Below are 24,871 nucleotides of genomic sequence, written 5' to 3' on the forward strand. Positions count from 1 at the left end.
ATCGACATGACCAAGGCGCACGTGTGGGACTCCTCGGCCGTGGCCGCCCTGGACCAGGTCACCGAGCACTTCCGCAAGCACGGGGTGGAGGTCGAGATCGTCGGCCTCAACGAGCCCAGCGCCTCGCTGCACCAGGAGTTGACGGGCACCCTCAACGGCGGCCACTGAGCCGCCGGTGCACGGCCCGCCGGGGTTCCCGGCGGGCCGTTCGCGTGTCCGGGGCCGGTCCCGAGCCCGGCGGTCGGTGCCCGGTGCCCCGGAACGCGCGGCCCGCGCCCGGGCCTTCCGAGCCGCCTCGGACCCGGGCCGGTACCGAGGATCCGGTCCCGAGCGGAGCGGTCGGAGCGACCGCGCGGCGGTGGTTGTTATCGGTGCTATCGAACCGGTGTTGCCACTGATTATTACCGGTGTTATCGTCATAGTGTTTCCATTGATTCGGCGTGCCGTCCGGCACCCGTCGACCAAGGGATCACCATGCACAAGCGCACCCTGGGCACCACCGGCCCCACCGTGTCCGCTCTCGGACTCGGCACGATGGGCATGTCCGCCCTCTACGGACCCGCCGACGAGGGCGAGAGCATCGCCACCATCCACGCCGCGCTCGACGCCGGAGTCACCCTGCTCGACACGGGCGACTTCTACGGCCAAGGACACAACGAGCTCCTCATCCGCGAGGCCCTGCGCACCCGCCGCCGCGAGGACGCCGTGATCAGTGTCAAGTTCGGTGCGCGGACCGAGCCCTCCGGCGCCTTCCAGAACGCGGCGTACGACACCACGCCGTCGGCGGTCAGGGACCGCATCGGGTACACCCTGCGCCGCCTGGGTACCGACCACGTCGACATCTACCGTCCCGCCCGCCTCAATCCCGACGTGCCCATCGAGGACACCGTCGGCGCCATCGCCGAACTGGTCGAGGCCGGGTACGTCCGCCACATCGGGCTGTCCGAGGTCGGCGCCCAGACCCTGCGCCGAGCCGCGGCCGTGCACCCCATCGCCGACCTTCAGATCGAGTACTCCCTGCTCTCGCGCGGCGTCGAGGACGGCATCCTGCCCGCCGCACGTGAGCTGGGCACCGCCGTCACCGCCTACGGGGTGCTCTCCCGCGGTCTGCTCTCGGGCCACTGGAGCCCGGAGCGCGAGCTGCCCGCCGGCGACTTCCGAGCCGTCAGCCCCCGCTTCCAGGGCGGGAACCTCGCCGCGAACCTGCGCCTGGTGGAGGCGCTGCGGGCGGTCGCCGAGCCACTGGAGGCCACCGTCGCGCAGGTCGCCGTCGCCTGGGTGCTCTCCCGGGGCGAGGACGTCGTGCCCCTGGTGGGCGCCCGCCGCCGCGACCGCCTGGCCGAGTCCCTGGCCGGAGCGGAGCTCACCCTGTCCCCGGCCGACCTGGCCGCGATCGAGGAGGCGGTCCCGCCCGGATCGGCGGCCGGGCAGCGCTACGCGGCGCCGCAGATGGCCGTTCTCGACAGTGAGCGCTGACCCCCACGCACCCGCTCGCCGGGACAAAACCCTTTGTGGCGCGGGGGAGCGCACCTCCATAGTGGGTGTGCCCCGGGCGCCGGCCGAAGGCGTCCACAGCACATGGAGGAGCACCATGTCCACCCTCCGGGTCACGGCCGAGCGCCTCACGGTCCACCCGCACCCCGACGCCGACGCGCTGGAGCTCGCGCAGGTGGGCCTGTACCGCGCGGTCGTGGCCAAGGGCGCCTACCGCACGGGCGACTGGGCCGTCTACATCCCCGAGAACGCCGTGCTGCCCGACGACCTCATCGAGGAACTGGGACTGACCGGACGCCTGGCCGGGTCCAAGCGCAACCGCGTACGGGCGATCCGGCTGCGCGGTGAGCTCTCCCAGGGCCTGGTGTGCCGACCCGGTCGGCTGGCCGGCGTGGACCTGGCGGCGGCCCACGGTGCCGGGACCGACTTCGCCGCGGACCTCGGCGTGACCAAGTGGGTGCCGGAGATCCCGCTCCACATGAGCGGTGACATCGTCCCCGCGCCGGACCTGCTGCCCTGGATCGACGTGGAGAACGTCAAGCGCTACCCGGACGTCTTCGAGCCCGGCGAGCCCGTCGTGGCGACGGAGAAGATCCACGGAACGGCGTGCCTGTTCACGTTCGTGTCCGAGACCGGGGAGGAGTTCGTCTCCTCCAAGGGCTTCGCGTCACGGGGCCACGGCCTGGCCCGGGCGGAGGACAACCTCTACTGGAGGGCGGTGACCGCCCACGGCGTGCCGAAGGCGGCGCGCGAGATCGCCGAGCGGTACGGGGCCGCCCGGGTGGGCGTCTTCGGCGAGGTGTTCGGCGCGGGAGTGCAGGACCTGGCCTACGGGGAGTCCGGCCGGAGCGAGCGGCCCGGCTACGCGGTGTTCGACGTGGCCATGGAACTCTCCGGGCAGCGGGTGTGGGTCGACGCCGCCGAACTGCACGAACTCCTGGAGTCGGTGGGCCTGCCCGCCGTGCCCCGGCTGTTCGAGGGCCCCTACGACGCCGACGCGCTGCTGGCCGCGGCGGGCGGGGCGGAGACGTGGAGCGGCCGGTCCGCGCACCTGCGCGAGGGGCTGGTGGTCCGCCCCGCCCGCGAGCGCCGCTCCGAGGTGCTCGACGGCCGGGCCATCGTCAAGGTGGTCTCCGACGACTACCTGACGCGCAGGGGCGGCACCGAGTACGAGTGAGGCCTCGGGGCGCCGGGGCGGGTCCGGTGTCGGCGAGTGGGGCCGCCTGCGGACCGCGGGCGCCGAAGGCCGGTGCCCCTTCGTCGTCGCTTCCGCCCGGCTCTCGGGCTAGCGGGCTCTCGGGGCTCGCGGGCGGCACCGTGCGTCCGGACCCGGACGCACGGTGCCGCGCCCTCAGACCCGGCCGTGGCCGTGTCCGCGCCAGGCGCGCAGATCCGTCGAGGCCACGCGCGCCCGGACCGGATCGGCCGGGTCCGCGATGTCCTCCCAGGCCAGATAGCGCTCATGGCGCCGCATCCACCGCAGTACACGGTGCCACGGGGTGGGCGGTTCGAGCGTTCCCCCGTACCCGAAGCGCCCGGCGACGGTGTGCCTGCCCACCACGAGGCCGACGACCTCGTACCGGCCCTCCCGGGTACGGCGGACCACGACGTCCTGCACCGTGCCCAGGCTCCGGCCGTCCCGGTCGAGCGCGGGTCGGCCGATCAGGTCACTCACCAGCGTCGTCGCCACGGCGTGCTCCTGGAATACGTCCGATGACATGGTCGCGCAGCCAGGCCTCCGCGAGGTTCGCCTGCTCGGGCGCGGCCGTGGTCAGGCGGGTGGAGGGGGAGAAGGCCGCGACGTCCTCCACCGCGATCCGGGCGGGTTCGGAGACGGACGGCCGCAGCCGCCGCATCGCCGACCGCCAGAGGCGGCCCGCGCGTCCGGAGATCCGTGGTCCCAGCGCGGCGGAGTCGGTGAGCAGCGCGCTCATCACGGGCGGCCCGCCGCCCTCCTCCCAGGTCAGTTCGACGTCGTCGACCTTGCCCGCCGGACGGCCGTCCCCGTCGATGATCTGCCGGTCCAGCACCACGAAGCCGATGCGGAACGGGGTCTGCTCCTCCACGGTCACTGTCCTCCCTTCGTGAAGACGAGCAGGGGGATCGCGGCGAGGGCGAGGGCGAGCATGAACACCAGGTAGAGCGAGGCCAGGATGTTGGTCGCGCGTCCGTTCACCAGGGAGCCCAGGTAGCCGCGGTCGTTGGCCACCACCAGCACGGGAAGGTAGGTCAGGGGCAGCGTGGTGGCGGACAGGATGACACTGACCTCGGTGACCTTGATGGGGTCGACCGTCGTGAGGATGAGGGCCGTGGCGGCCACGAAGCCCAGCAGGGTGACCGTGTGGAACCGTGCCGCCCGCACGGGCGCGGTCGTCTTGCCCCAGGTCCAGCCGAAGTACTGCGCGATGCTGTAGCCCGCCGCCAGGCCCACCTCCAGGCTGGCACCGAAGGTCGACGCGAAGAAGCCGATCACGGCCAGGATCAGGCCGACCTTGCCCAGGGCCACGGCCGCCGGCAGTGCGACCTGGTCGAGTTCGTGCACGTTCACACCCGCCGGGTGGAGCAGGATCGCCGCGCAGGCCATGATCGACAGGGCCAGGAACCCGCCGAACGGGAAGCCGATGAAGATGTTGGTGCGCGCCTCTCTCAGATCCTCGGCCGTCCACCCCTCCTCCACGGCGCTGGAGGAGAAGAAGAGCACCGTGTACGGGGTCATGGCCGCACCGAGCACGAGCACGGCGTAGAACCACCAGGTCGGCCACGGCTCGGTCGGTGGCGGGGCGAAGGAGGTCGCGCTGTCCAGCAGCGCCCCCCAGTCCGGGCCCAGCCGCCACACGGCGACGGAGAAGACGATGAGCGCCACGCCCAGCAGTCCGTAGGTGCGTTCCATCCCCTGGAAGGGCACACGCCAGATGACGAACCAGGACAGGAACGCGGCGACCGGGACCCAGAGCAGGTAGTGGATGCTGCTGGCCAGTTCCAGCGCGAGGGCGATGCCGCCGATGTTGGCCGCCAGCGTGAGCAGGGTCGCCAGATAGCACGCCAGGAGGTTCACCAGCCCGGCGCGGGCGCCCAGGCGCTCGCGGACGAGGTCGAAGGTCGACCGGCCGGTCACCACGGTGACGCGCGTCGACATCTCCGTGAACAGCATGACCCCGACGACGCCGACCGGCACGGCCCAGGCCAGGGACATGCCGAACCGCGCGCCGGAGACGGAGTTGGCGACCAGGTCGCCCACGTCGAGGAAGCCGCCGATCGCGGCGAGAAAGCCCAGGGTGAAGGACAGGAGCCGCTTCACACCGTGCTCCCGCGGACCGAGCCGAGTCCGTCCGCCGCGGCCCTCAGGCCCCGTTCGGCGTCCCGGACGGCGGCGGTGTCGCCGCGCCGGACGGCGATCCGCAGGGAGGCGAGCTCCTCCACGGCGTCGGAGGCGAGCGGGACCAGCTGCGCGCGCAGCTCGTCGGAGGCGGGGCCGGGCGGGTGGAGCGACGCGAACGACGCGGCGATCGACCGCGCGCGCTCCTCGGCGTGCGTGGCCGTGACGTCGAGGTAGACACCGGGAGCCCGGTCCGCCTCGGCCAGGTCGGCCACGAACAGGCCGGTGCCCACGGCGGAGAGCAGGCCGACGGCGGAGTGGTGCGCGTCGTGGCGGAAGGCCGCCGTCGTCAGCGCGGGCGCGGTGCAGCCGCCGGCGGCGAGGACGGCCAGCGCGGTGGCGGCAGCGGCGGCCCATGACCATCGGGGGCGTCGGGCGCGGACGGCGATGGCGATCCCTCCTCGGGCCGTCGGACCGGGACATCCCCATGGGTGCCCACGGTGATGGAACCCTAACCGAGGGTGGGGGTCGGTCGTCGGATTCGCGTCGGGGGTCGGTCGGGTCGGCGGCACTCTCTTCGTGGCCGAATGTGGCCTGTATCACACATCGGGCCCCCGTGGGCCTACGGTGAAGGAAGAGGCCACCGCCCGGCCCCGGGTGGCGCGCCGCCCTGTACGGGGGATGAACGATGAACGATGCAGCGCACACCGGTATCGCGCCGATCGACCTGCGGCCGCTGAGGCGCACCTTCCACGGCCGCCTCCTGGGCCCCGAGGACCCCGGCTACGACGAGGGGCGGCGGGTCTGGAACGGGGCCATCGACCGCAGACCCGCCCTGATCGCCTACTGCACCGACACCGCCGACGTCGTCGAGGCGCTGCGATTAGCCGCCGGTCAGGGGATGGAGGTCGCCGTCCGCAGCGGCGGCCACAGCTTCCCCGGCCAGTCCCTGAGCGAGGGCGGCGTCGTGATCGACCTGTCCGGGATGCGAGGGCTGCGCGTGGACCCCGACACCCGGACCGCCCGGGTCCAGGCCGGGGTGCTCATCGGTGAACTCGACGCCGCCACCCAGCTCTTCGGACTCGCCGTGCCCGCCGGCATCGTCACCCACACCGGACTGGCCGGGCTGACCCTGGGCGGCGGCATCGGCTGGCTCATGCGCAAGTACGGGCTCACCATCGACCAGCTCACCGCGGTGGAGATGGTGACGGCCGAGGGCGAGGCCGTCCGCGCCGACGCCACGGAGAACTCCGAGCTGTTCTGGGCCGTGCGCGGCGGCGGGGGCAACTTCGGCATCGTCACCGAGTTCGAGTTCCGGCTCAACCCGGTCGGCCCCACGGTGCTCGCCGGACCGGTCGTGTGGCGGATGGCCGACTCCGCCCGCCTGCTGCGCTTCTACCGCGACTGGATCAGGGAGGCACCCGACGACCTCACCACGGCGGTCGTCCACCGGCGCGCTCCGGCCATGGACTACGTGCCGGCCGAGCTGCGGGGCGCGCCCGTCGTCATGGTCGTCTGCTGCTGGGCGGGTCCGATCGACGCGGGCGAGCGCTTCCTCGCCGCGCTGCGCCGCTTCGGCCGACCCGTGCTGGACCTGTGCGCGCCGCAGCCCTTCACCCGGTTCCAGGCCATGTTCGACCCCTCCTTCCCGCACGGCCGCTGGTACTACTTCAAGTCCAGGGACGTCGACGTGCTCACCGACGAGGTGATCGACCTGACCGCGGACCGGGCGACCCGGTTCACCTCCGCGCTGACCGCCTTCCCGATCTTCCAGCGCGGCGGTGCGCTGGCCCGCGTCGGGGAGGACGACACCGCGTTCTCCGGGCGCTCGTCGGGCCACACCTTCAACATCAACGCGACCTGCGCGACCGAGGAGGGCTTCGCGCAGGAGCGCGCCTGGGCCCGCGGCTTCTGGTCCGACCTCGCGCCCCACGAGTCCGGAGCCTACGTCAACTTCCTCATGGAGGAGGGCACCGAACGCGTCCGCGCCGCCTACGGACAGGCCAAGTACGACCGGCTCGCCGCGATCAAGCGCGCGGTCGATCCCGGCAACGTCTTCCACCTCAACCAGAACATCCCGCCGGCCCCGGCCGGATGACGACCGGGGGCCGCCGCAGCGGCCCCCGGGCCACACGTTCCCCGATCACACGTCCCCGGTCACACGTTCCCCGGGCCCACCGCTCCACTGATCCGGGTCGTGGCCCCGTCCGCCCAGGTCACGACGGTGCCCTCAGTGCCGATCTCGACCCGTGGCCGCTCTTGGGGGTCGTCGTCGGGCTCCCCGGAGAGCCGAACCAGGCACGCCACCACGGCACCGGGCGCGGCCGACACCACCGCCCACATCACGGACGTGGCGGCGCCCAGCGGTCCGACCTCGCCCAACTCCTCGACGCCCATCCACGCCGGGCCGTCGACGCCGTCGGCCGCCAGGACCCTCAGCGTCGAGACCAGGGGCCCGTCGTCGACCGCGGGCCAGCCGCCGACGCGCAGGATCCACCCGCCGTCCGGCGCCGGCTCGGGGCCCACGCGCACGACGCGGACCTCGTCCGCGCCGCGCACGGCCGACCACACGTCGAGCAGGGGCCCCGGCCGGGTGGCGCCGCGCCGCCCCGAGCCGTGGTCGGGGGCCCCGTCCTCCTCGACCGCGACCCAGTGCGCCCTCCACCGGGAGTGCCCGACCGCGGCGATGCCGTCGTCGTGCACGCCCACCGCGCGAAACCCGGTGCGGTGCGTCGCCGTGCCCTCGGCGTCCAGGGCCACGACGCTGTTGTCCAGGGGCGAGCCGACCGTCGGCCCCGCCAGCGGCGGCGCGGTGGCGGTCGAGTACCCCAGCCGCGCGTACAGGGGCGAGTCCCCGGTCGGCCGCCCCTCCGTGCCGTGGTCGGTCCCGTGGTTGACCACGCGGACCACGCCGTCGGCCGCCGTCCCGCTGACGATCCAGCCGGGCGCCCGCACCACCGCGCGGACGTCGCCCTCCTCGACCGGCAGGGGCCGCTCCCGCTCGGTCCACACCGGATGCTCCTCGGGCAGCAGCAGCCCGAAGAACCCCTTGGCCGCCCAGTAGGGCGAACCGGCACCGGAGTAGGACTGGCGCATGCCCGGCCACGGCCCGTGCCAGCCCAGCGTCAGCAGGCCGTCGGCGTCCGGGGCGCCGCGGTCGGTGAAGTGCCGCAGTACGCCCGAGGCGGCCCGGCGGAGCAGACCGGGCGACAGGTCGGTGGCGCCGGTCCAGGCCCCCACCCACAGGGGCGCGGCGGCCGCCATCCGGTAGGTCAGACTGCGCCCCTGGAAGAGCGGGCCGCCGTCGGCGCCGATCAGCCGGACGTGGTCGTCCAGGTAGCGCCGCAGGTCGGCGCGCCACCGGTCGCGCAGGTCCGGCGCGGGGGGATCGGCGGCGAGCGAGGACCACACCAGCGGGTAGAAGTGCAGCGCCCACCCGCAGTAGTGGTCGTAGGCGCGCTCGGGGCCGTCCGAGAGCCAGCCGTCCTCACGGCGCAGACCCGCGTGCACGGCCAGTCCCCTCTCGATGTCGGCCGCGTCCCACGGGCCGCCCACCGACCTCAGGAACTCCTCGACGACGATCTGGAACCACACCCAGTTGATCGGCGGATAGGACTGGCCGATCACCGCGGACATCCAGGAGGTCACCCGACCCTGTTCGGCGGGGGAGAGGCGGTCCCAGAGCCAGGGGCGCGTGAGCATGAGGCCGAGGGCGACCGAGGCGGCCTCGACCTTGGCCTGGTCGAGTTCGTCGGGACGGGGCCAGCGCTCCGACCCGTCGGGGTCGGTCCCGGCCAGCAGTCCGGCGCGGTACCGGTCGAGGAAGCCGTGCGGGTCGTGCCCGTCCTGCCCGGCGACGAGGAAGGCGGCGAGCAGGAACGTGCGGGCGAAGCCCTCCAGGCCGTCGCTGTCGCGCCCGTAGGCGCTGGTGGGGCCGGGCAGGTCGACGCGGGCCAGGCCGGGGGACACGTGGGGGCGCACCGACAGCAGCAGGTGCTCGGCCACGGCCGCCCAGTGCCGCCGGGTCCAGCCGGTGTAGGGGGACAGGTCCCGGTCCTCGGGGGGAAGCCGCAGTGCGTGCCCGCTCACGCCATCACCCCGAACGCGCTCCGGGTGACCTCGTCCAGCGGCGGACGGCCGGACCGGTAGCGGTCGAGCTCCTCCAGCGCGGCCAGCGACATCCGCTCGGTCTCCGACCCCAGCGACCCCGCGACGTGCGGGGTGATGACGACGTTCTCGCAGTCGTAGAGGTCGCTGGAGTCGGGCAGCGGCTCGGGCTCGGTGACGTCCAGGATCGCGTACAGGCGCCCCGCCCGGCACTCGCGTGCCAGGGCGCCCGTGTCCACGAGTCCGCCCCGCGCCGTGTTGAGCAGGGTCGCGCCGTCCGGCAGCAGCGCCAGCGCGGCGGCGTCGACCATGTTCCGGGTGGAGGGCAGCATCGGCGCGTGCAGGCTCAGGACGTCGCACCGGGGGAGGGCCTCCTCCGCCGTGGTCAGCCGCGCGCCCTGGGCGGCGACGTCGTCGGCGTCGGCGTGCGGGTCGACCACCAGGACCTCGATGTCGAACGGCCGCAGCAGCGTTCCGAGCAGCCGCCCGGTCCGCGACCACCCGACCAGGCACACCGTGCGCCCCCGGTTGGACAGCTCCCCGTGGGCGGAGGCGTAGGACCAGTCGGACCGGAACGAGCGGGCCTGGCGCGCCAGGAACGGAACGCGCTTTCCGGCCGCCAGGATCATGGCGAGGGCGTACTCCGCGACCGGAACCGCGTTGGCCGCCGCCGCCGTGGTCACCAGGATTCCCCGGTCGAAGGTCTCCAGGCACACGTGTCCGCGTACGCTCCCCGCCGCGTGGATGATCGCCCGCAGGTGCGGAGCGGAGTCCAGGACCCGGCCGGTGACGGGCGGACAGCCCCAGGAGGTCAGGAGCACCTCGCAGTCGGCGAGCCCGGCGCGGGCCTCCCCGCTGTCGAGCGTTCGCACACGCACGGGGTCTCCCACCTGCGCCGACTCCGTGAGCCGGGCGAGGATCGGTGTGGGGAACTGCAGGTCGAAGGTCCGGTCGTCCATGCACAGCAGCGTCCTCGGCCGCCGTTTCGTCCTCGCTTCGGGCGCGTCGCCGCGCCCTTCGTCCGCGTCCTCGCCGATGCCCATCGCACCGCCTCCGCTCGCCTGGACCACGCCGTTCCGCACGGGGCCTCCCTGCCTCTTCCTGACGATTTCGCGCCCCGGTCTTGACCGTGGCTTGGGTCACATCTACGTTGGAAAGCGCATTCCGTGTGACCGAGGCTACACCAGGGCGAAGGAGGACCACAGCCCCATGCGAAAGAGGAGCGGATGAGCACAGCCCCACCGGCGGATCCGCCGCGCCGGCCCCGGCGTCGGCGCCGCGACTGGACCGGCCTGGTCTTCGTCACCCCCTTCCTGGTCGTCTTCACCGTGGGCATCGTCGCGCCGCTGGTGTACGCGAGCGGGCTGAGCCTGTTCCGGGACCAGCTCATCGGCGGGCGGTCCTTCGTCGGACTGGGCAACTACGCCGACGCCCTCACCGACGCCAGGTTCCTGGAAGGCCTTTCCCGCGTCGCCCTCTTCCTGGGCGTCCAGGTCCCGATCATGATCGGCCTCGCCCTCCTGGCCGCGCTGGTCCTGGACTCCGGGCGGGTGCGCGCCATGCGGTTCATGCGCATCGGCATCTTCATGCCCTACGCCGTCCCCTCCGTCGTCGCGGCCCTGATGTGGGGGTTCATGTACGGCGACCGGTTCGGCCTGGTCGCCCAGCTCAACGAGGCGACCGGGCTCGCCCTGCCGAGCCCGCTGTCCTCCACCTGGGTCCTCGCCGCCATCGGCAACGTCGTGACCTGGGAGTTCGTCGGCTACAACATGCTGATCCTCTACGCGGCGCTGCGGGCCGTGCCCGAAGAGCTCTACGAGGCCGCCGCCATCGACGGCGCGGGCGAGGCCCGCGTCGCCCTGAGCATCAAGATCCCCGCGCTGCGCCCCGCCCTGTGGGTGGCGACGCTGTTCTCGATCATCGGCAGCTTCCAGCTGTTCAACGAGCCCAACGTGCTCCAGTCCCTGGCGCCCGCGGCCATCAGCACCTACTACACACCCAACATGTACGCCTACCAGCTGGCCTTCAACGCCAACCAGGTGACCTACTCCGCCGCCGTGGCCGTCCTGCTCGGCGCGATCACCGTGGTCGTGGCCTACGTCGCCCAGCGGCTCACCGAACGGGGGAACAGGCGATGAGGTCGATGAGCGCGACCACCGAACCGCGACCGGCCCCCGCCGCCGGCACCGCGCCCCCGCACGGCGGCCGACGTACGCCGGCGCCCGCCCGCACGGGGCGGCGCCGGAGCCGCCGCCGGACCAGCGTCCTGCTCCAGGCGGCGATGGCGCTGATGGTCCTCTACACCCTGCTGCCGCTGTACTGGCTCGCGGTCAACGCGACCAAGACCAACGGCGAGCTGTTCACCTCCAACGGACTCTGGTTCGGCTCGGAGTTCGCGCTGTGGGACAACATCGTCACCACGGTCACCTACCAGGACGGCATCTACCTGACCTGGCTGTTCAACACGGTCCTGTACTCGGTCGCCGGAGCCGTGGGCGCCACCCTCATCTGCGCCCTGGGCGGCTACGCCCTGGCCAAGTTCGACTTCCCGGGCAAGCGCGCGGTCCGGGCCGTCGTCTTCGGCGCGATCACCATCCCCGCCACCGCCCTGGCCATCCCCACGTTCCTGCTCTTCGCCGAACTCGGGATCGCCGACACCCGGATGGCGATCATCATCCCGGCCCTGGTCAGCCCGTTCGGCCTCTACCTCATGACCGTCTACGCCGCCGACTCCGTCCCCGACTCGCTGCTGGAGGCGGCCCGGATCGACGGCGCGGGCGCCTGGACCACGTTCTGGCGGGTCGCGTTCCGGCTGCTCGCCCCCGGCGTGGCCACCGTCCTGCTCTTCAACCTCGTCCACACCTGGAACAACTACTTCCTCCCGCTGATCATGCTCAGCGATCCCGCGCTCTATCCCCTCACCGTCGGGCTCAACCAGCTCAACAGCCAGGTGACCACGGGGGCCAACCTCGAACCGGTCTACAACGTGGTCCTGACCGGCTCGCTCCTGGCGATCGTGCCGCTGATCGTCTCCTTCCTCTTCCTCCAGCGCTACTGGCAGTCGGGTCTGGCCGCCGGAAGCGTCAAGCAGTGACTCCGCACCGTTCCCACCACGACAAGGGATGCACCATGCGCACACCCCCCAAGGTCCTGACCGTCCCCGCAGCGGCCTGCTGTGCCGTCCTCCTCGCCACCGCCTGCGGCGGGGGCGGCACGCAGGACGGCGGATCGGGCTCCACCGACCGCTCCGCCGACATCGAGGCCGCCCTGGAGGAGGGCGGCGAACTGACCCTGTGGACCTGGAGCACCAAGTTCGACGACGCGGTCGCCGCCTTCGAGGAGGAGCACCCGCAGGTCAGCGTGGACCTGGTCAACGCCGGACAGTCCGCCGACCAGTACACCGCCCTGCAGAACGCGATCAGCGCAGGTGAGAACGTCCCCGACCTCGCCATGGTCGAGTACTTCGCCCTGCCCCAGCTCGCGCTCTCCGAACAGTTGGAGCCCGTCGGCGACTGGGGCCTGGACGCGCTGGAGCCGGAGTTCACCGCCTCCTCGTGGGAGCAGATGTCCTACGCCGAGGGCACCTACGGACTGCCGAACAACACCGGGCCGCTGGTGATGATCTACAACGAGCGGCTGTTCGAGGACGCGGGCGCGGAGGTCCCCACGACCTGGGAGGAGTTCGCGGAGGCCGCCGAGCTCATCCAGGAGGACAGCGGCGCCCACATCGCCTCGATCGACCCCGGCGACGCCGGCGGGCTGGACAGCTTCATCTGGCAGGGCGGCGGACGCCCGTTCCAGTTCGAGGGCGAGACCGGCACGGTCGACTTCACCGACGAGGGCACCCGGCGCGTCACCTCCTACTGGAGCGACCTGGTCGAGCGCGACCTCGCCGCCTCCCAGCCCGGATGGACCGACGAGTGGTGGAGGGCCCTGGGCGAGGGCTCCCTGGCCACCTGGATCACCGGGGCCTGGGCGCTGGGGAACATCTCCAACACCCTCACCGACAACGCGGGCGACTTCCGGGTCGCGCCCGCGCCCGTCTGGGACGGGGCCGCCCCGGAGAACGCGGAGAACGGCGGATCGGGTTTCTCCGTGGTCAGGGGCTCGGAGAACACCGCCCTGGCCATGGGCTTCCTGGAGTGGTTCTCCACGAACGAGGCCTCCCTGGACGCCCAGGTCGCGGCCGGATCCTTCCCCGCGCAGACCTCCGTCCTGGAGGACCCCGACTACCTCGCCGCCGAGTACGACTACTTCGGCGGCCAGCAGGCCAACGAGGTCCTAGTGGCCGCCTCCGACGGCGTCGCCGACGGCTGGCAGTACCTTCCGTACCAGGTGTACGCGAACTCCGTCTTCGGCGACAGCGTCGGACCGGAGATCGAGGAGGCGGGATCCATCCAGGACGGCGTGGAGGCCTGGGGCGACGAGCTGCGCTCGTACGGTGAGTCGCAGGGATTCCAGGTCGACTGAAGCGGGGCGGTCCACACGGGCGGCGGGGCACGGGCCCCGCCGCCCGCGGCGCGGGACACCCGCAGCGAAAGGGGAAGCAGTGGCGAAGGGCTCCAACGGCCGGGCCACCCTGGCCGACGTCGCGCGGCGGGCCGGGGTCTCCCACGCGACCGCCTCGCGGGCCCTCAACGGCAGCACCCGCAACGTACGGCCCGAACTGCGGCAGCGGGTCCTGGCGGCCGCCGCCGCACTCGGCTACGTCGTCAACTCCGCCGCCCAGGCGGTCGCCCGGGGCCGGGGCGAGCACATCGCGCTGGTCGTCAACGGGATCAACGACGACTACTTCTCACCCGTGGCCTCCGGCGTCCTGCACGCCGCCGAGGCCGACGACCGCATGGTCACCATGATCTCCAGCCGCAACAGCCCCGAGCAGGCCACCCGGGTCGTGGCCTCCCTGCGGGCCCAGCGCCCGCGCGCGATCATCCTGGCGGGCGGGCGCTCGGTGACGTCCGGCGCGTGGGACGCGCGCCTGGTCGACGAACTCACGCTGTACGAGGACGAGGGCGGCCGGGTCGTGGCCATCAGCGAGGAGGGGCTGCCCTTCGACACCGTCGCGGTCGGCAACCACGCGGCCGGCGCCGACCTGGCGACGCGGCTCGCCGACCTCGGCTACCGCGAGTTCACCGTGCTGGCCGGCCCCGCGCGGTCGCGCACCGCCCACGACCGGGTGGCCGGGTTCCGGGCCGCCCTGGCCGAACGCGGGATCGAGGTCGGGCAGGACCGCGTCATCCACTGCGGCTTCGACCGCGACGGCGGCTACGCCGCGGCCGGCGAGTGCCTGCGCCGGCGCGCCCCCACCCGGCTCCTCTTCGCCATCAGCGACGCGGTCGCCGTCGGCGCCATCGCGCGGCTGCGCGAGGCGGGCGTGGACCTGCCGGGCGAGATGGCGGTCGCCGGGATCGACGACGTCCCCGCCCTGCGGGACGTCTCACCGGCCCTGACCACGGTCCGCCTGCCCTGGCCCGAGGCCGGGCGCGCGGCCCTGGACCTGGTCGCCGAGCCCGTCGACACCGGGCCCCGGGTCGTGCGCCTGCGCGGCCACGTGGTGCTGAGGGAGAGCACGCCGGTTCGGGGCGCTTGACGCCGGGGCCTTCGTCGTCGACTTGCCTTGCTCGTTCCTCGCTGCGGCCCCGTCTCCTCCTGCAGGCACCGGCGCGCCCCTCACCCCAGTGCGTGCCTTGGGCCTCCGCTCGTTCCTCGCTTCGGCCCGATCAACCCCCCCGGGCCAAGGCAGGCTGAACGGCCAGCCACAGCCCCCTGTGGCCCGGATGGGCTGAACGGCCTACCACTCCTTCGGGGTTTGCGTAGGCCCGCGCAGTTCCAATCCCCTGGGGGGCGAAGGCGGGCTGAACGGGTTGCCTCTCACCCCCGAGGGCGGCAGGACCGCGCCCCCAAGCCACCCTCTGGGGCCGCGTGCTGAACGGCCACCTTCGACCCCCTGTGGCCCGGGCGGCCTGAACGGCCACCTCTCGCCCCCATGGGTGCGGGCGGGTCTGCGTGCGCGCCTTCAAGCCCTCGTGGCCCGGGCACGCTCATCGGCCGACCCCTCACCCTCGGGGGCGGACCCGGCCGGGTCCTCGCGGTGCCCTTCTCGGGCCGTCGCTGTGGGGGCATGACGAAGGGCAGGTGCTCCGACCGTGTCGGTGCCCTGCCCTCGTCGCGCTGTGCCCCCTGCAGGATTCGAACCTGCGCACCCGGCTCCGGAGGCCGATGCTCTATCCCCTGAGCTAAGGGGGCGCGCTGCGAGAACAACTGTAGCAGGGGCCTCGGGCGGTTCGTCCACTCGTTTGGGGCGTGCCGGGCGCGCCTGACCGGATACGTCGGTTCCGGTGGTGCGGTGTCGTCGCGCGACGGTAGTGTCGCGCCCGTGAACGCCCTACCCACACGGGTTCTCGTCGTCGAGGACGACGAGGTGATCCGGGAACTGATCCGCCTCAACCTCGAACTGGAGGGGTTCGAGGTCTTCACCGCCGTCGACGGACAGGACTGCCTCGACCGCGTCGGGTACATCGACCCCCACGTCATCACACTGGACGTGATGATGCCGCGCCTGGACGGCTGGACCACCGCGGAGCGCCTGCGCGCCGACCGGACCACGCCCCGGCGCGTGCTCATCCTGGTCACGGCGCGCGCACAGGAGGAGGACCACCGCCGGGGCGAACGTTTGGGGGTCGACGCCTACCTCACCAAGCCCTTCGACCCCGACGTCCTCATCGACACCATCCGCGAACTCCTCGCCGCCGACGGGGGACGGCGGTGACACCCTGGGGCCTGGAAGCGCTCGTCCGCGAGGCGGCCTCCCGCGCGCTCGGGCTCGACCCGGCGGAGGTCCCCTTCGTGTGGCCACGGCACGAGCACGCCGGCCGCGAAGCCGACGCGGCCACAGCTCTGCCCCCGCGCCTCGTCTCGACCGTGCGCGACCGACTGCCCGGCCGCGGCGACCCCCGGCTCCTGGTGTCCGGCCGGATCGCGGCCGAACTCACCGCCATGCGCGAGGAGGGCCGCTGCGACTTCGCCCACCTGCTGGGCGACGGCCGGGGCTTCCTCAACGTCACCCTGACGGAGGGGCAGCGCCACGCCCTGCTCTCCGCCGCCGCGGCCGACGGCCCCCGCTACCTCACCGGACGGACCTGGGACGGCGAGGGCACCTGGCCCTCCTCGTCCCTGCACGACGCGGGCCCCGTCGCCCAGGCCCGGCGGCTCGCCCGCGCCGACGCCCGCGGCCGCATCGCCCTGGCAACAGGCGGGACGGCGCCGCCCCCCGGCCCCGGCGACGACGCGTGCGGCTGGCGCGACCCGTACCTGGACGGCGACCGCGGCGACCTCGTCACCCCCGCCGCCCGCGCCCTGGGCACCGTCGGCGAGGCCAGCGCGCGGGTGGCGTTCTGCCGCTCCATCCCCGAGCACCCCCGCGAGTCCGAGACCACCGGCGGCGACCTGCCCGTCCTGCCCTCCGAGGGCCGCCCCGGCGCCTGGGTGCGGCTCACCGACGCCAATCCCGCCTTCCGGCTGCGCTACGCCCACGCCCACGCGGTCAGCCTGTCGCGCTGGGCCGAGGAGGGCGCCCCGCCGCACGCCGCCTGCGCCGAGCACACCGCCGCCCCGCGCGGACTCCTCTTCGACGGCCCCAGCGCCCTGGACACCGCCGCGCGCCGAGAGGAACCCCATATCCTGGTCAGATACCTGGAAGCGCTGGCCAGTGCCTACGATGAGTGGCGGACCTGTCCGGCCGCCTCCTCGTCACCGGAGCGGACCGTTCCGGAACCGGCGCTACCCGCCGCCGTCGCCGGAGTCCTTCGTACCGGGCTCTTCCTGCTCGGAGTGTCAGCGCCCACAAGGCTGTAGACACACCTGTGCCGGTTCCCGGCGCACCGCACCCAACCCCCGAGTTCCGATCGGGTTGGTGGACAATGGGTGCGGGTGCCCGCCGACACCCACACCGCCGCATCCCAGTCGAAAGCCCGCCATGAGCCGCTACGCCCACCCCGCCGGATCCCGCCACGCGGAGGTCCTGCCCGAGGACAACCCGCCGCTGCCGCCCGAGGACCTCAACGACCTCGACCCCCGGGTGTGGCCCGCCACGTCCCGCCGCGACGGCGGCGAGCTCACCGTCGGCGGCGTCGGCGTCGCCACCCTCGCCCGGACCTACGGCACGCCCCTCTTCGTCATGGACGAGGAGGACTTCCGCGGCCGTGCCCGCGACTACCGCACGGCCTTCACCGACGCCGACGTCTACTACGCCGGCAAGGCGCTGCTGACCAAGGCGGTGGCCCGCTGGGTCATGGAGGAGGGCCTCAAGCTGGACGTGTGCTCGGGCGGCGAACTGGCCGTCGCCCTGGCCGCCGGGGTCCCGGGCGAGCGCATCGGCATGCACGGCAACAACAAGTCCACCCAGGAGCTGCGCCGCGCCGTCGAGGTCGGGGTGGGCCGCATCATCATCGACTCCCTCGACGAGATCGAGCGCCTGGAGGGCGTCGCGGCCGAACTCGACCGCCGGCCCCAGGTCCTCATCCGCGTCACCACCGGTGTGGAGGCGCACACCCACGAGTTCGTCGCCACCGCGCACGACGACCAGAAGTTCGGCTTCGCGATGAGCACCGGCGCCGCCGCCGAGGCCGTCCGCCGCGTCCTGGCCGCCCCGCACCTGGACCTCGTGGGCCTGCACTCGCACATCGGGTCCCAGATCTTCGACACCTCCGGCTTCGAGGTGGCCGCCCGCCGGGTCACCCGCTTCCTCGCCGGCGTCCACGAGGAGCAGGGCGTCACCCTGGCCGAACTCGACCTCGGCGGCGGCCTCGGCATCGCCTACACCTCCGGCGACGACCCCCTGGACGCCAAGACGATCGCCCAGAGCCTCACCGCGATCGTGCGCCGCGAGTGCGAGGAGTCGGGCCTGCCGCAGCCCCGCGTGGCCGTCGAGCCCGGCCGCGCCATCGCCGGGCCCGCGGGCATCACCGTCTACGAGGTCGGCACCGTCAAGGACGTCGAGGGCATCCGCACCTACGTCAGCGTCGACGGCGGCATGAGCGACAACATCCGCACCGCCCTGTACGGGTCGGAGTACACCGGACGCCTCGTCTCGCGCGAGAGCGACGCCGAACCGATGCTCTCGCGCCTGGTCGGCAAGCACTGCGAGAGCGGCGACATCATCGTGCACGACCTCCACCTGCCCGCCGACCTCAGGCCCGGGGACCTCGTGGCCGTCGCCGCGACCGGCGCCTACTGCTACTCCATGGCGAGCAACTACAACCACCTGCCCCGGCCCGCCATGGTCGCGGTCCGCGGGGGTGAGGCACGCGTGATCGTGCGCAGGGAGACCGAGGAGGACCTGCTCCGCCTCGACGTAGGCTGAACCGTCCGCCGACCGCGGCACCGCCGCGCGAGCGTCGGACACGAGAGAACTGGGAGTCACGCCCAAATGGCGATGAAGGTGGCGCTGCTCGGATGCGGCGTTGTGGGTTCGGAAGTCGTGCGCCTGGTCAACGAGCAGGCCGAGGAACTGGCCGCGCGCGTGGGCACGCCGATCGAGATCGGCGGGATCGCGGTCCGGCGCATGGACCGCGACCGCGGCGTCGATCCGGCGCTGCTGACCACCGACGCCACGGGTCTGGTGACGCGCCCCGACATCGACGTGGTGGTCGAGGTGATCGGCGGGATCGAGCCCGCGCGCTCGCTGATGCTCGCCGCGATGAAGGCGGGCAAGTCCGTGGTCACGGCCAACAAGGCGCTGCTCGCCGAGGACGGGCAGACCCTGCACGCCGCGGCGCGCGACGCCGGGGTGGACCTGTACTACGAGGCCGCGGTGGCCGGCGCGATCCCGCTGCTGCGCCCGCTGCGCGACTCCCTGGCGGGTGACCGGGTCCACCGGGTGCTGGGCATCGTCAACGGCACCACGAACTACGTCCTGGACCGCATGGACTCCCTCGGCGCCGGATTCACCGAGTCGCTGGAGGAGGCCCAGGCGCTGGGCTACGCCGAGGCCGACCCCACCGCGGACGTCGAGGGCTTCGACGCCGCGGCCAAGGCCGCGATCCTGGCGCGGCTGGCCTTCCACACCCAGCGGGTGACCGCCGCCGACGTGCACCGCGAGGGCATCACCGGCGTGTCGGCCGCCGACATCGCCAGCGCGCGCGCCATGGGCTGCGTCGTCAAACTCCTGGCCATCTGCCAGCGCTCGGAGGACGGGTCGTCCGTGGGCGTGCGCGTCCACCCGGTGATGCTGCCGGTCGAGCACCCGCTGGCCGGGGTCAAGGAGGCCTACAACGCGGTGTTCGTGGAGGCCGAGTCGGCCGGACGGCTGATGTTCTACGGCGCGGGCGCCGGGGGCACGCCGACCGCGAGCGCGGTCCTGGGCGACCTGGTCGCCGTGGTGCGCAACCGGATCGCCGACACCTCGGTGGCCGAGGGCGCCCACGACACCGGCCTGCCGGTCCACGACATGGGCCACACCATCACCAGCTACCACGTCTCCCTGGACGTGGCCGACCGTCCCGGTGTGCTGTCCAAGGTCGCCGAGATCTTCGCCGACCACGGCGTGTCCATCAAGAACGTGCGCCAGGAGGGCAGCGGGGACGACGCCCAGCTGGTCCTGGTCAGCCACCCGGCACCGGACTCCGCGCTCAGCAGCACGGTGGAGCGGCTGCGCGGCCACGACATGGTCCGCGAGGTCGCCAGCGTGATGCGCGTGGAGACCTTCGCCGACTGAGCCCTCGGCCCCTTTTCTCGCATTCTGAGACGCCGGGGTCGAGATTCGAGATACCCGCCGCGGCGTCATAGACTCGTGGCAGGTCGGGGCGTCGCCGACGAGGCGGACGCTTCCGGCCCCAGCGCGTCAAGCGAAGCCGCATCCACCCGAAAAGGACATCGTCGTGAGCATGACACGGGCCTGGCGAGGGGTCGTCGAGGAGTACCGAGACCGCCTCCCCGTCAACGAGAACACCCCCGTCGTCACCCTTCAGGAGGGCGGCACGCCCCTGCTGCCGGCCACGCGCGTCTCCGCCCTGACGGGCTGCGAGGTGTTCCTGAAGGTGGAGGGCCTCAACCCCACCGGGTCCTTCAAGGACCGCGGGATGACGATGGCCATCACCAAGGCCGCCGAGGACGGCGCCAAGGCCGTCATCTGCGCCTCCACCGGCAACACCAGCGCGAGCGCCGCCGCCTACGCCATCCGCGCGGGCATGACGTGCGCGGTGCTGGTGCCCCGCGGCAAGATCGCCATGGGCAAGCTCGCCCAGGCCCTCGTCCACGGCGCGCGCCTGCTCCAGGTCGACGGGAACTTCGACGACTGCCTGGAACTGGCCCGCAAGCTCAGCGTCGACTACCCCGTCGCCCTGGTGAACTCGGTCAACCCCTACCGCCTGCAGGGGCAGAAGACCGCGGCCTTCGAGATCGTCGACGCCCTCGGCGACGCCCCCGACGTCCACTGCATCCCGGTGGGCAACGCGGGCAACATCACCGCCTACTGGATGGGCTACGGCGAGTACGCCGACGACGGCGTCTCCACCCGCCGCCCCCGGATGCTCGGCTTCCAGGCCAGCGGCTCCGCGCCGATCGTCGACGGGGCGCCCGTCACCAGCCCGAGCACCATCGCCACGGCGATCCGCATCGGCAACCCGGCCTCCTGGAAGCTCGCCGAGCAGGCCCGCGACGAGTCCGGCGGACTCATCGACAAGGTCACCGACCGCCAGATCATGGCCGCCTACAAGCTCCTCGCCGCCGAGGAGGGCGTCTTCGTCGAACTGGCCTCCGCGGCCAGCGTCGCCGGACTCCTCCAGGCCGTCGAGGCCGGCCAGGTCGAGCGCGGCAGCCGGGTCGTGTGCACCGTGACCGGCAACGGCCTCAAGGACCCCGACTGGGCACTGGCCGGAGCCTCCTCCGCCACCACCGTCCCCGTCGACGCCCTGGCCGCCGCCAAGGCCCTCGACCTCGTCTGAAGAGGGTGAACGTGACCCCACCACGCCCCACCAGGGTGGTCGTGCGCGCGCCGGCCACCAGCGCCAACCTCGGCCCGGGCTTCGACGCCCTGGGCCTGGCGCTGCGGCTGGACAACGTGTTCGACGTCCGGCTGCGCGAGGACGGCGAACTGCGTGTCGAGGTCACGGGGGAGGGCGCCGGGGAGGTCCCGCTCGACCGGCGCCACCTCGTGGTTCGCGCGATGCGCGAGACCTTCGAGCGGGCGGGGGAGAAGCTGCCCGGACTCGATCTCACCTGCGTCAACGCGGTGCCGCACGCACGGGGCCTCGGCTCGTCCTCCTCGGCGATCGTGGGCGGCGTCGCCGCCGCCAGCGCCCTGCTTGGCCGGACCGGACCCGACGGCGGGCCGGACCGCGACGGGATCTACCAGATCGCGGCGGACATCGAGGGCCATCCCGACAACGTGGCCCCGTGCGTGTTCGGCGGCTACACGGTGGCCTACCGCGACGGCGACCGGTGGGGCGCGGTCTCGCTCGCCCCCGACCCGCGCGTCCTGCCGGTGCTGTGCGTGCCGGAGTGGCGGCTGTCCACCGAGCGCGCCCGCGGACTGCTCCCGGAGACCGTCCCGCACGGGGACGCGGCCTTCACCGCGGGGCGCGCCGCACTGCTCACCGCGGCCGTTTGTGGCCATGTCGCGGACCTGTACGCGGCCACCGAGGATCGGCTACACGAGTCCTACCGGGCGCCCGCCATGCCCAGGACCCTGGAGCTGGTCCATGACCTGCGCGAACACGACCGGCTGCCCGCGGTGGTCTCCGGGGCGGGTCCCACGGTGCTGGTGCTGTGCACGGTGCGCGAGGGAATCGCGAGCGAGGAATCGCCGGAAATCGTCCAGCAGATTGATTCGATCAGTCGCAGGACGGGTAATGATTGGGACATACGCCCCCTGCTCGTCGAGCCGGCGGGGGTGCGGACCCCATCTCCCCATTCGTAGCACCTGTGTCGAGGAATAGCCGTGGCCTCTGGTGATGTTAGGCTAGGTGAAGCACCAGATGCCCCGTTGCGGGGCAAGTGCTCATCCGCCACAGCGGCTTCCGCATCCCATACTCCGGTGGTCCGTTCTCAGGACCTTCCGGAAGCGGCGGCCACTGTGTCGAGTCAGCGGTTTCCCCGCGACTGTGCCAACGTCTCCCCAGTGCGCTTCTCCCCGGATGAGCGTGCCACCAGGGTTGACCGGCAACACCACCGAGCCATCCGCCCCGACGTCTGGCTGTACCCAGAGCCCGCCGCGATTGGGTAGGGGACCGTCTATCGCCGGTTTCCGACATCCACGTGGGGCACGCCCTACCCGGCTGCCTGCCGGTTCGCACCATCGGGCCGGCCGCTCCAGCAGAAGCTGACGGCCGAAGCCCGCTCCTTGGGAAGGACCCTTAGTGAGCGACACCACCGAACTCCACACGGACGCGGCGGTCGACAGCAAAGCCACCACCGACGCTTCCGCGGCGGAGGCTGGCGATGCCGCGCCAACTGGTGCGTCGGCGCCGTCGCGGTCTCGCGCCGCGTCGCGCGGTACCGGGCTCGCGGCGCTGAAGCTCCCCGAGCTGCAAAAGCTCGCGTCGAGCCTGGGCATCACCGGTACGGGGCGCATGCGCAAGAGCGACGTGATCGCGGCGATCGAGGCCAAGGGGGGAGGCCCCGCCGGGGCTCCGGCCAAGGCCAAATCCCCAAAGAAAGCCGACGCGGAGCCCAAGACCGGTAAGGTCGAGGAAACCGACGGCCAGACCGAGGCTCGTACCCCCGACACGTCGGGCACGGACGAAGCGCCGCGCACTCGCGCGGACGAGCGTCCGTCGGACCAGGCCGTGACCGACTCCCAGGGTGCGCGGGGCGACAAGCCGCCCCGCAACCGTCGATCGTCCCGCAGGCGCGGCGACGAGTCCGGCGAGAAGGCCCGATCGGTGGACGGCACCGACTCCTCTACCACCGCGAGCAGCGTGACCAAGACATCCAGCACCCCCCAGAAGAACGGCCCCGACACCTCCGAGGACCGTGACACCAGGTCCGGGCAGGGTCGAGAGCGCCAGCGCAACCGTCGCAACCGCAACCGGGGTGGTGACGACCAGCAAAGCTCCCCCGGCGGCCAGCAGGGCGGCGGCCAGAACCAGGGCCGCGGCGGAGGCGGTCCCAGCGACGATGACGACTTCGGCGGCGGACGCCGTCGCGGACGCCGTCGCGACCGTCGTGACCGGCGCGGACGCGGGAGCAGCGGCCAGGAGCCGGAGCCGGTGATCGGTGAGGACGACGTCCTCCTGCCGGTCGCGGGGATCCTCGACATCCTGGACAACTACGCCTTCGTGCGCACCACGGGCTACCTGCCCGGTCAGAGCGACGTCTACGTCTCGCTCGCCCAGGTGCGCAAGCACGGCCTGCGCAAGGGCGACCACATCATCGGTGCGGTCCGCCAGCCCAAGGACGGCGAGCGCAAGGAGAAGTTCAACGCCCTGGTGCGGCTGGACTCGGTCAACGGCATGTCGCCGGACCAGGCCAAGGGTCGCCAGGAGTTCTCCAAGCTCGTCCCCCTGTACCCGCAGGAGCGCCTGCGCCTGGAGACCGAGCCGGGCATTCTCACGACCCGCATCATGGACCTCGTCTCGCCCATCGGTAAGGGGCAGCGCGGTCTCATCGTCTCGCCGCCCAAGGCCGGTAAGACGATGGTGCTGCAGTCGATCGCCAACGCGATCACCGAGAACAACCCCGAGTGCTACCTGATGGTGATCCTGGTCGACGAACGGCCCGAGGAAGTCACCGACATGCAGCGCACGGTCAAGGGCGAGGTCATCCACTCGACCTTCGACCGTCCGGCCGAGGACCACACGGTCGTCGCCGACCTGGCCATCGAGCGGGCCAAGCGCCTCGTGGAGATGGGCATGGACGTCGTCGTCCTGCTGGACTCGATCACCCGCCTGGGCCGCGCCTACAACCTGGCCGCCCCGGCCAGCGGGCGCATCATGTCCGGCGGTGTGGACTCCACGGCGCTGTACCCGCCCAAGCGCTTCTTCGGCGCGGCCCGCAACATCGAGGGCGGCGGCTCGCTGACCATCCTGGCGACGGCGCTGGTGGAGACCGGCTCGCGCGCCGACGAGGTGATCTTCGAGGAGTTCAAGGGCACCGGCAACATGGAGCTCAAACTCAACCGGAGCCTGGCCGACAAGCGGATCTTCCCGGCCGTGGACGTGGACGCCTCCAGCACCCGTAAGGAGGAGATCCTGATGTCGCGCGAGGAACTGGCCGTCGTCTGGAAGCTCCGCCGGGTGCTGCACGCCCTGGACACCCAACAGGCCATCGAGCTGCTCCTGGACAAGATGCGCGAGTCCAAGAGCAACGCCGAGTTCCTGATGCAGATCCAGCAGACGACCGTCGGGCCCGAGCGCGACCGCTAGTCCGCCGAGCCGTCGACGGCCCCCTCCCCGTGCCGGGGAGGGGGCCGTGGCGCGTTCCCGCCCTCCGTGCGTGCGCCCCCGGAGGGTGACGGGAACAGGGACTGGTCCCGGCATGGTTGTCGGTCTGGCAAACTGGTAACAGGGACCCCGGCCTGCCTCCCGCGAGGGACGGCCCGCCGGTCCCACCACCTGGAACAGCGCGGCACCGGTTCGCGCGTGTCCGCACACGAACGCACCACACCCACCGGTGATGGTGCGCGCGGCATGCGTCCGGCGGCCGCCCAAGCGAGGAGAAGCACATGAAGGCCGACATCCACCCCGAGTACGTGGCGACCGAGGTGACCTGCACCTGCGGGGCCCACTTCATCACCCGCAGCACGATCACCGAGGGCAAGCTGCGCGCCGACGTGTGCTCCGAGTGCCACCCCTTCTACACCGGCAAGCAGAAGATCATGGACACCGGTGGCCGCGTCGCCCGCTTCGAGAAGCGCTTCGGCAAGCGCAAGTAGCGCCGCCCGCTGCCCCCGTGGCGCCGACGGCGTCGGCGCCACGGGGACCGGATCGGCCCCGCACGGGGCGGGACACAGGGCAG

The 24,871-nt window shown here is 72.7% G+C and carries 22 protein-coding genes and 1 tRNA gene; 16 read left to right on the forward strand and 7 right to left on the reverse strand.

The features are described 5' to 3' along the window. The 3 genes from ADL05_RS29830 to ADL05_RS18620 form a co-directional block, all read left to right on the forward strand. The coding region (locus tag ADL05_RS29830) for an STAS domain-containing protein (RefSeq protein ID WP_156365919.1) at positions 1 to 168 on the forward strand (168 nt) is incomplete at its 5' end. A gap of 306 nt (positions 169 to 474) precedes the next feature. Continuing rightward, positions 475 to 1,476 (forward strand): aldo/keto reductase, encoded by a 1,002-nt coding sequence (locus ADL05_RS18615; RefSeq protein ID WP_053618268.1) that lies wholly within the window; start codon positions 475 to 477, stop codon positions 1,474 to 1,476. A 115-nt stretch (positions 1,477 to 1,591) separates the two neighbouring features. After that, positions 1,592 to 2,671 carry an RNA ligase (ATP) gene (locus ADL05_RS18620; RefSeq protein WP_053618269.1) on the forward strand — a complete coding sequence of 360 codons (1,080 nt, stop codon included), beginning with the start codon at positions 1,592 to 1,594 and terminating at the stop codon, positions 2,669 to 2,671. Positions 2,672 to 2,845: 174 nt separating this feature from the next. On the opposite strand, the gene ADL05_RS18625 is transcribed toward ADL05_RS18620, so the two are convergent. From ADL05_RS18625 to ADL05_RS18640, 4 genes are read right to left on the reverse strand one after another with little or no spacing between them, the layout of a single operon-like run. Continuing rightward, positions 2,846 to 3,184: a PRC-barrel domain-containing protein gene (locus ADL05_RS18625; protein ID WP_053618270.1), complete on the reverse strand. Its 339-nt coding sequence runs from the start codon at positions 3,182 to 3,184 to the stop codon at positions 2,846 to 2,848. Next, positions 3,162 to 3,560, reverse strand: a complete 399-nt coding sequence (locus tag ADL05_RS18630) for a hypothetical protein (RefSeq protein ID WP_231640809.1) — start codon at positions 3,558 to 3,560, stop codon at positions 3,162 to 3,164. Before ADL05_RS18630 ends, ADL05_RS18625 begins: the two co-directional genes overlap by 23 nt. Positions 3,561 to 3,562: 2 nt before the next feature. After that, on the reverse strand, positions 3,563 to 4,792 hold the full coding sequence (locus ADL05_RS18635; protein ID WP_053618272.1) for an NRAMP family divalent metal transporter: 1,230 nt from the start codon (positions 4,790 to 4,792) through the stop codon (positions 3,563 to 3,565). Beyond that, positions 4,789 to 5,103, reverse strand: a complete 315-nt coding sequence (locus ADL05_RS18640; RefSeq protein WP_231640810.1) for a hypothetical protein — start codon at positions 5,101 to 5,103, stop codon at positions 4,789 to 4,791. Before ADL05_RS18640 ends, ADL05_RS18635 begins: the two co-directional genes overlap by 4 nt. 395 nt (positions 5,104 to 5,498) lie before the next feature. Here ADL05_RS18640 and ADL05_RS18645 point away from each other — a divergent pair, with 395 nt between their 5' ends. Then, complete coding sequence (locus ADL05_RS18645) at positions 5,499 to 6,908, forward strand: FAD-binding oxidoreductase (protein WP_053618273.1); 1,410 nt, start codon at positions 5,499 to 5,501, stop codon at positions 6,906 to 6,908. A 59-nt stretch (positions 6,909 to 6,967) separates the two neighbouring features. Here ADL05_RS18645 and ADL05_RS18650 read toward each other — a convergent pair whose 3' ends face one another. Both ADL05_RS18650 and ADL05_RS18655 read right to left on the reverse strand, forming a co-directional pair. After that, the gene (locus ADL05_RS18650; protein ID WP_197285849.1) at positions 6,968 to 8,899 is read right to left on the reverse strand and encodes a DUF2264 domain-containing protein; all 1,932 of its coding nucleotides are present in this window, start codon (positions 8,897 to 8,899) and stop codon (positions 6,968 to 6,970) included. Continuing rightward, positions 8,896 to 9,999 (reverse strand): hydroxyacid dehydrogenase, encoded by a 1,104-nt coding sequence (locus ADL05_RS18655; protein ID WP_231640811.1) that lies wholly within the window; start codon positions 9,997 to 9,999, stop codon positions 8,896 to 8,898. Before ADL05_RS18655 ends, ADL05_RS18650 begins: the two co-directional genes overlap by 4 nt. A gap of 144 nt (positions 10,000 to 10,143) precedes the next feature. Between ADL05_RS18655 and ADL05_RS18660 the strand changes: the two genes are divergently transcribed. The 4 genes from ADL05_RS18660 to ADL05_RS18675 all read left to right on the forward strand — a co-directional run bounded on the left by ADL05_RS18660 (position 10,144) and on the right by ADL05_RS18675 (position 14,507). Beyond that, positions 10,144 to 11,055 (forward strand): carbohydrate ABC transporter permease, encoded by a 912-nt coding sequence (locus ADL05_RS18660; RefSeq protein WP_053618274.1) that lies wholly within the window; start codon positions 10,144 to 10,146, stop codon positions 11,053 to 11,055. A 5-nt stretch (positions 11,056 to 11,060) separates the two neighbouring features. Continuing rightward, the gene (locus ADL05_RS18665) at positions 11,061 to 12,011 is read left to right on the forward strand and encodes a carbohydrate ABC transporter permease (RefSeq protein ID WP_053618275.1); all 951 of its coding nucleotides are present in this window, start codon (positions 11,061 to 11,063) and stop codon (positions 12,009 to 12,011) included. A 35-nt stretch (positions 12,012 to 12,046) separates the two neighbouring features. Beyond that, positions 12,047 to 13,387 (forward strand): extracellular solute-binding protein, encoded by a 1,341-nt coding sequence (locus tag ADL05_RS18670; RefSeq protein WP_231640812.1) that lies wholly within the window; start codon positions 12,047 to 12,049, stop codon positions 13,385 to 13,387. A 79-nt stretch (positions 13,388 to 13,466) separates the two neighbouring features. Beyond that, entirely contained in the window at positions 13,467 to 14,507 is a 1,041-nt protein-coding gene (locus ADL05_RS18675; RefSeq protein WP_053618277.1) for a LacI family DNA-binding transcriptional regulator, read from the forward strand. Between the two features lie 584 nt (positions 14,508 to 15,091). On the opposite strand, the gene ADL05_RS18680 is transcribed toward ADL05_RS18675, so the two are convergent. Next, positions 15,092 to 15,163, reverse strand: a tRNA-Arg gene (locus ADL05_RS18680). A 130-nt stretch (positions 15,164 to 15,293) separates the two neighbouring features. Between ADL05_RS18680 and ADL05_RS18685 the strand changes: the two genes are divergently transcribed. The 8 genes from ADL05_RS18685 to rpmE all read left to right on the forward strand — a co-directional run bounded on the left by ADL05_RS18685 (position 15,294) and on the right by rpmE (position 24,788). After that, the gene (locus tag ADL05_RS18685) at positions 15,294 to 15,686 is read left to right on the forward strand and encodes a response regulator (protein WP_053618278.1); all 393 of its coding nucleotides are present in this window, start codon (positions 15,294 to 15,296) and stop codon (positions 15,684 to 15,686) included. Continuing rightward, positions 15,683 to 16,771 carry a DALR anticodon-binding domain-containing protein gene (locus ADL05_RS18690; RefSeq protein WP_053618279.1) on the forward strand — a complete coding sequence of 363 codons (1,089 nt, stop codon included), beginning with the start codon at positions 15,683 to 15,685 and terminating at the stop codon, positions 16,769 to 16,771. Before ADL05_RS18685 ends, ADL05_RS18690 begins: the two co-directional genes overlap by 4 nt. A 121-nt stretch (positions 16,772 to 16,892) precedes the next feature. After that, positions 16,893 to 18,278 carry a diaminopimelate decarboxylase gene (lysA, locus tag ADL05_RS18695; RefSeq protein ID WP_053618280.1) on the forward strand — a complete coding sequence of 462 codons (1,386 nt, stop codon included), beginning with the start codon at positions 16,893 to 16,895 and terminating at the stop codon, positions 18,276 to 18,278. Positions 18,279 to 18,344: 66 nt separating this feature from the next. Then, entirely contained in the window at positions 18,345 to 19,631 is a 1,287-nt protein-coding gene (locus ADL05_RS18700) for a homoserine dehydrogenase (protein ID WP_053618281.1), read from the forward strand. A 169-nt stretch (positions 19,632 to 19,800) separates the two neighbouring features. Continuing rightward, entirely contained in the window at positions 19,801 to 20,859 is a 1,059-nt protein-coding gene (gene thrC / locus ADL05_RS18705; RefSeq protein WP_197285852.1) for a threonine synthase, read from the forward strand. A gap of 35 nt (positions 20,860 to 20,894) precedes the next feature. After that, positions 20,895 to 21,833, forward strand: a complete 939-nt coding sequence (gene thrB / locus ADL05_RS18710; RefSeq protein WP_053618283.1) for a homoserine kinase — start codon at positions 20,895 to 20,897, stop codon at positions 21,831 to 21,833. A gap of 439 nt (positions 21,834 to 22,272) precedes the next feature. Further along, positions 22,273 to 24,279, forward strand: a complete 2,007-nt coding sequence (gene rho, locus ADL05_RS18715; protein ID WP_053618284.1) for a transcription termination factor Rho — start codon at positions 22,273 to 22,275, stop codon at positions 24,277 to 24,279. Between the two features lie 299 nt (positions 24,280 to 24,578). Further along, a complete protein-coding gene (gene rpmE / locus ADL05_RS18720; protein ID WP_053618285.1) occupies positions 24,579 to 24,788 on the forward strand; it encodes a 50S ribosomal protein L31 in 210 nt (69 codons plus the stop codon). The last annotated feature ends 83 nt before the right edge of the window (positions 24,789 to 24,871 follow it).

Origin of the sequence: Nocardiopsis sp. NRRL B-16309, assembly GCF_001279585.1 — a bacterium.
In the GTDB taxonomy this organism is placed as follows: Bacteria; Actinomycetota; Actinomycetes; order Streptosporangiales; family Streptosporangiaceae; genus Nocardiopsis.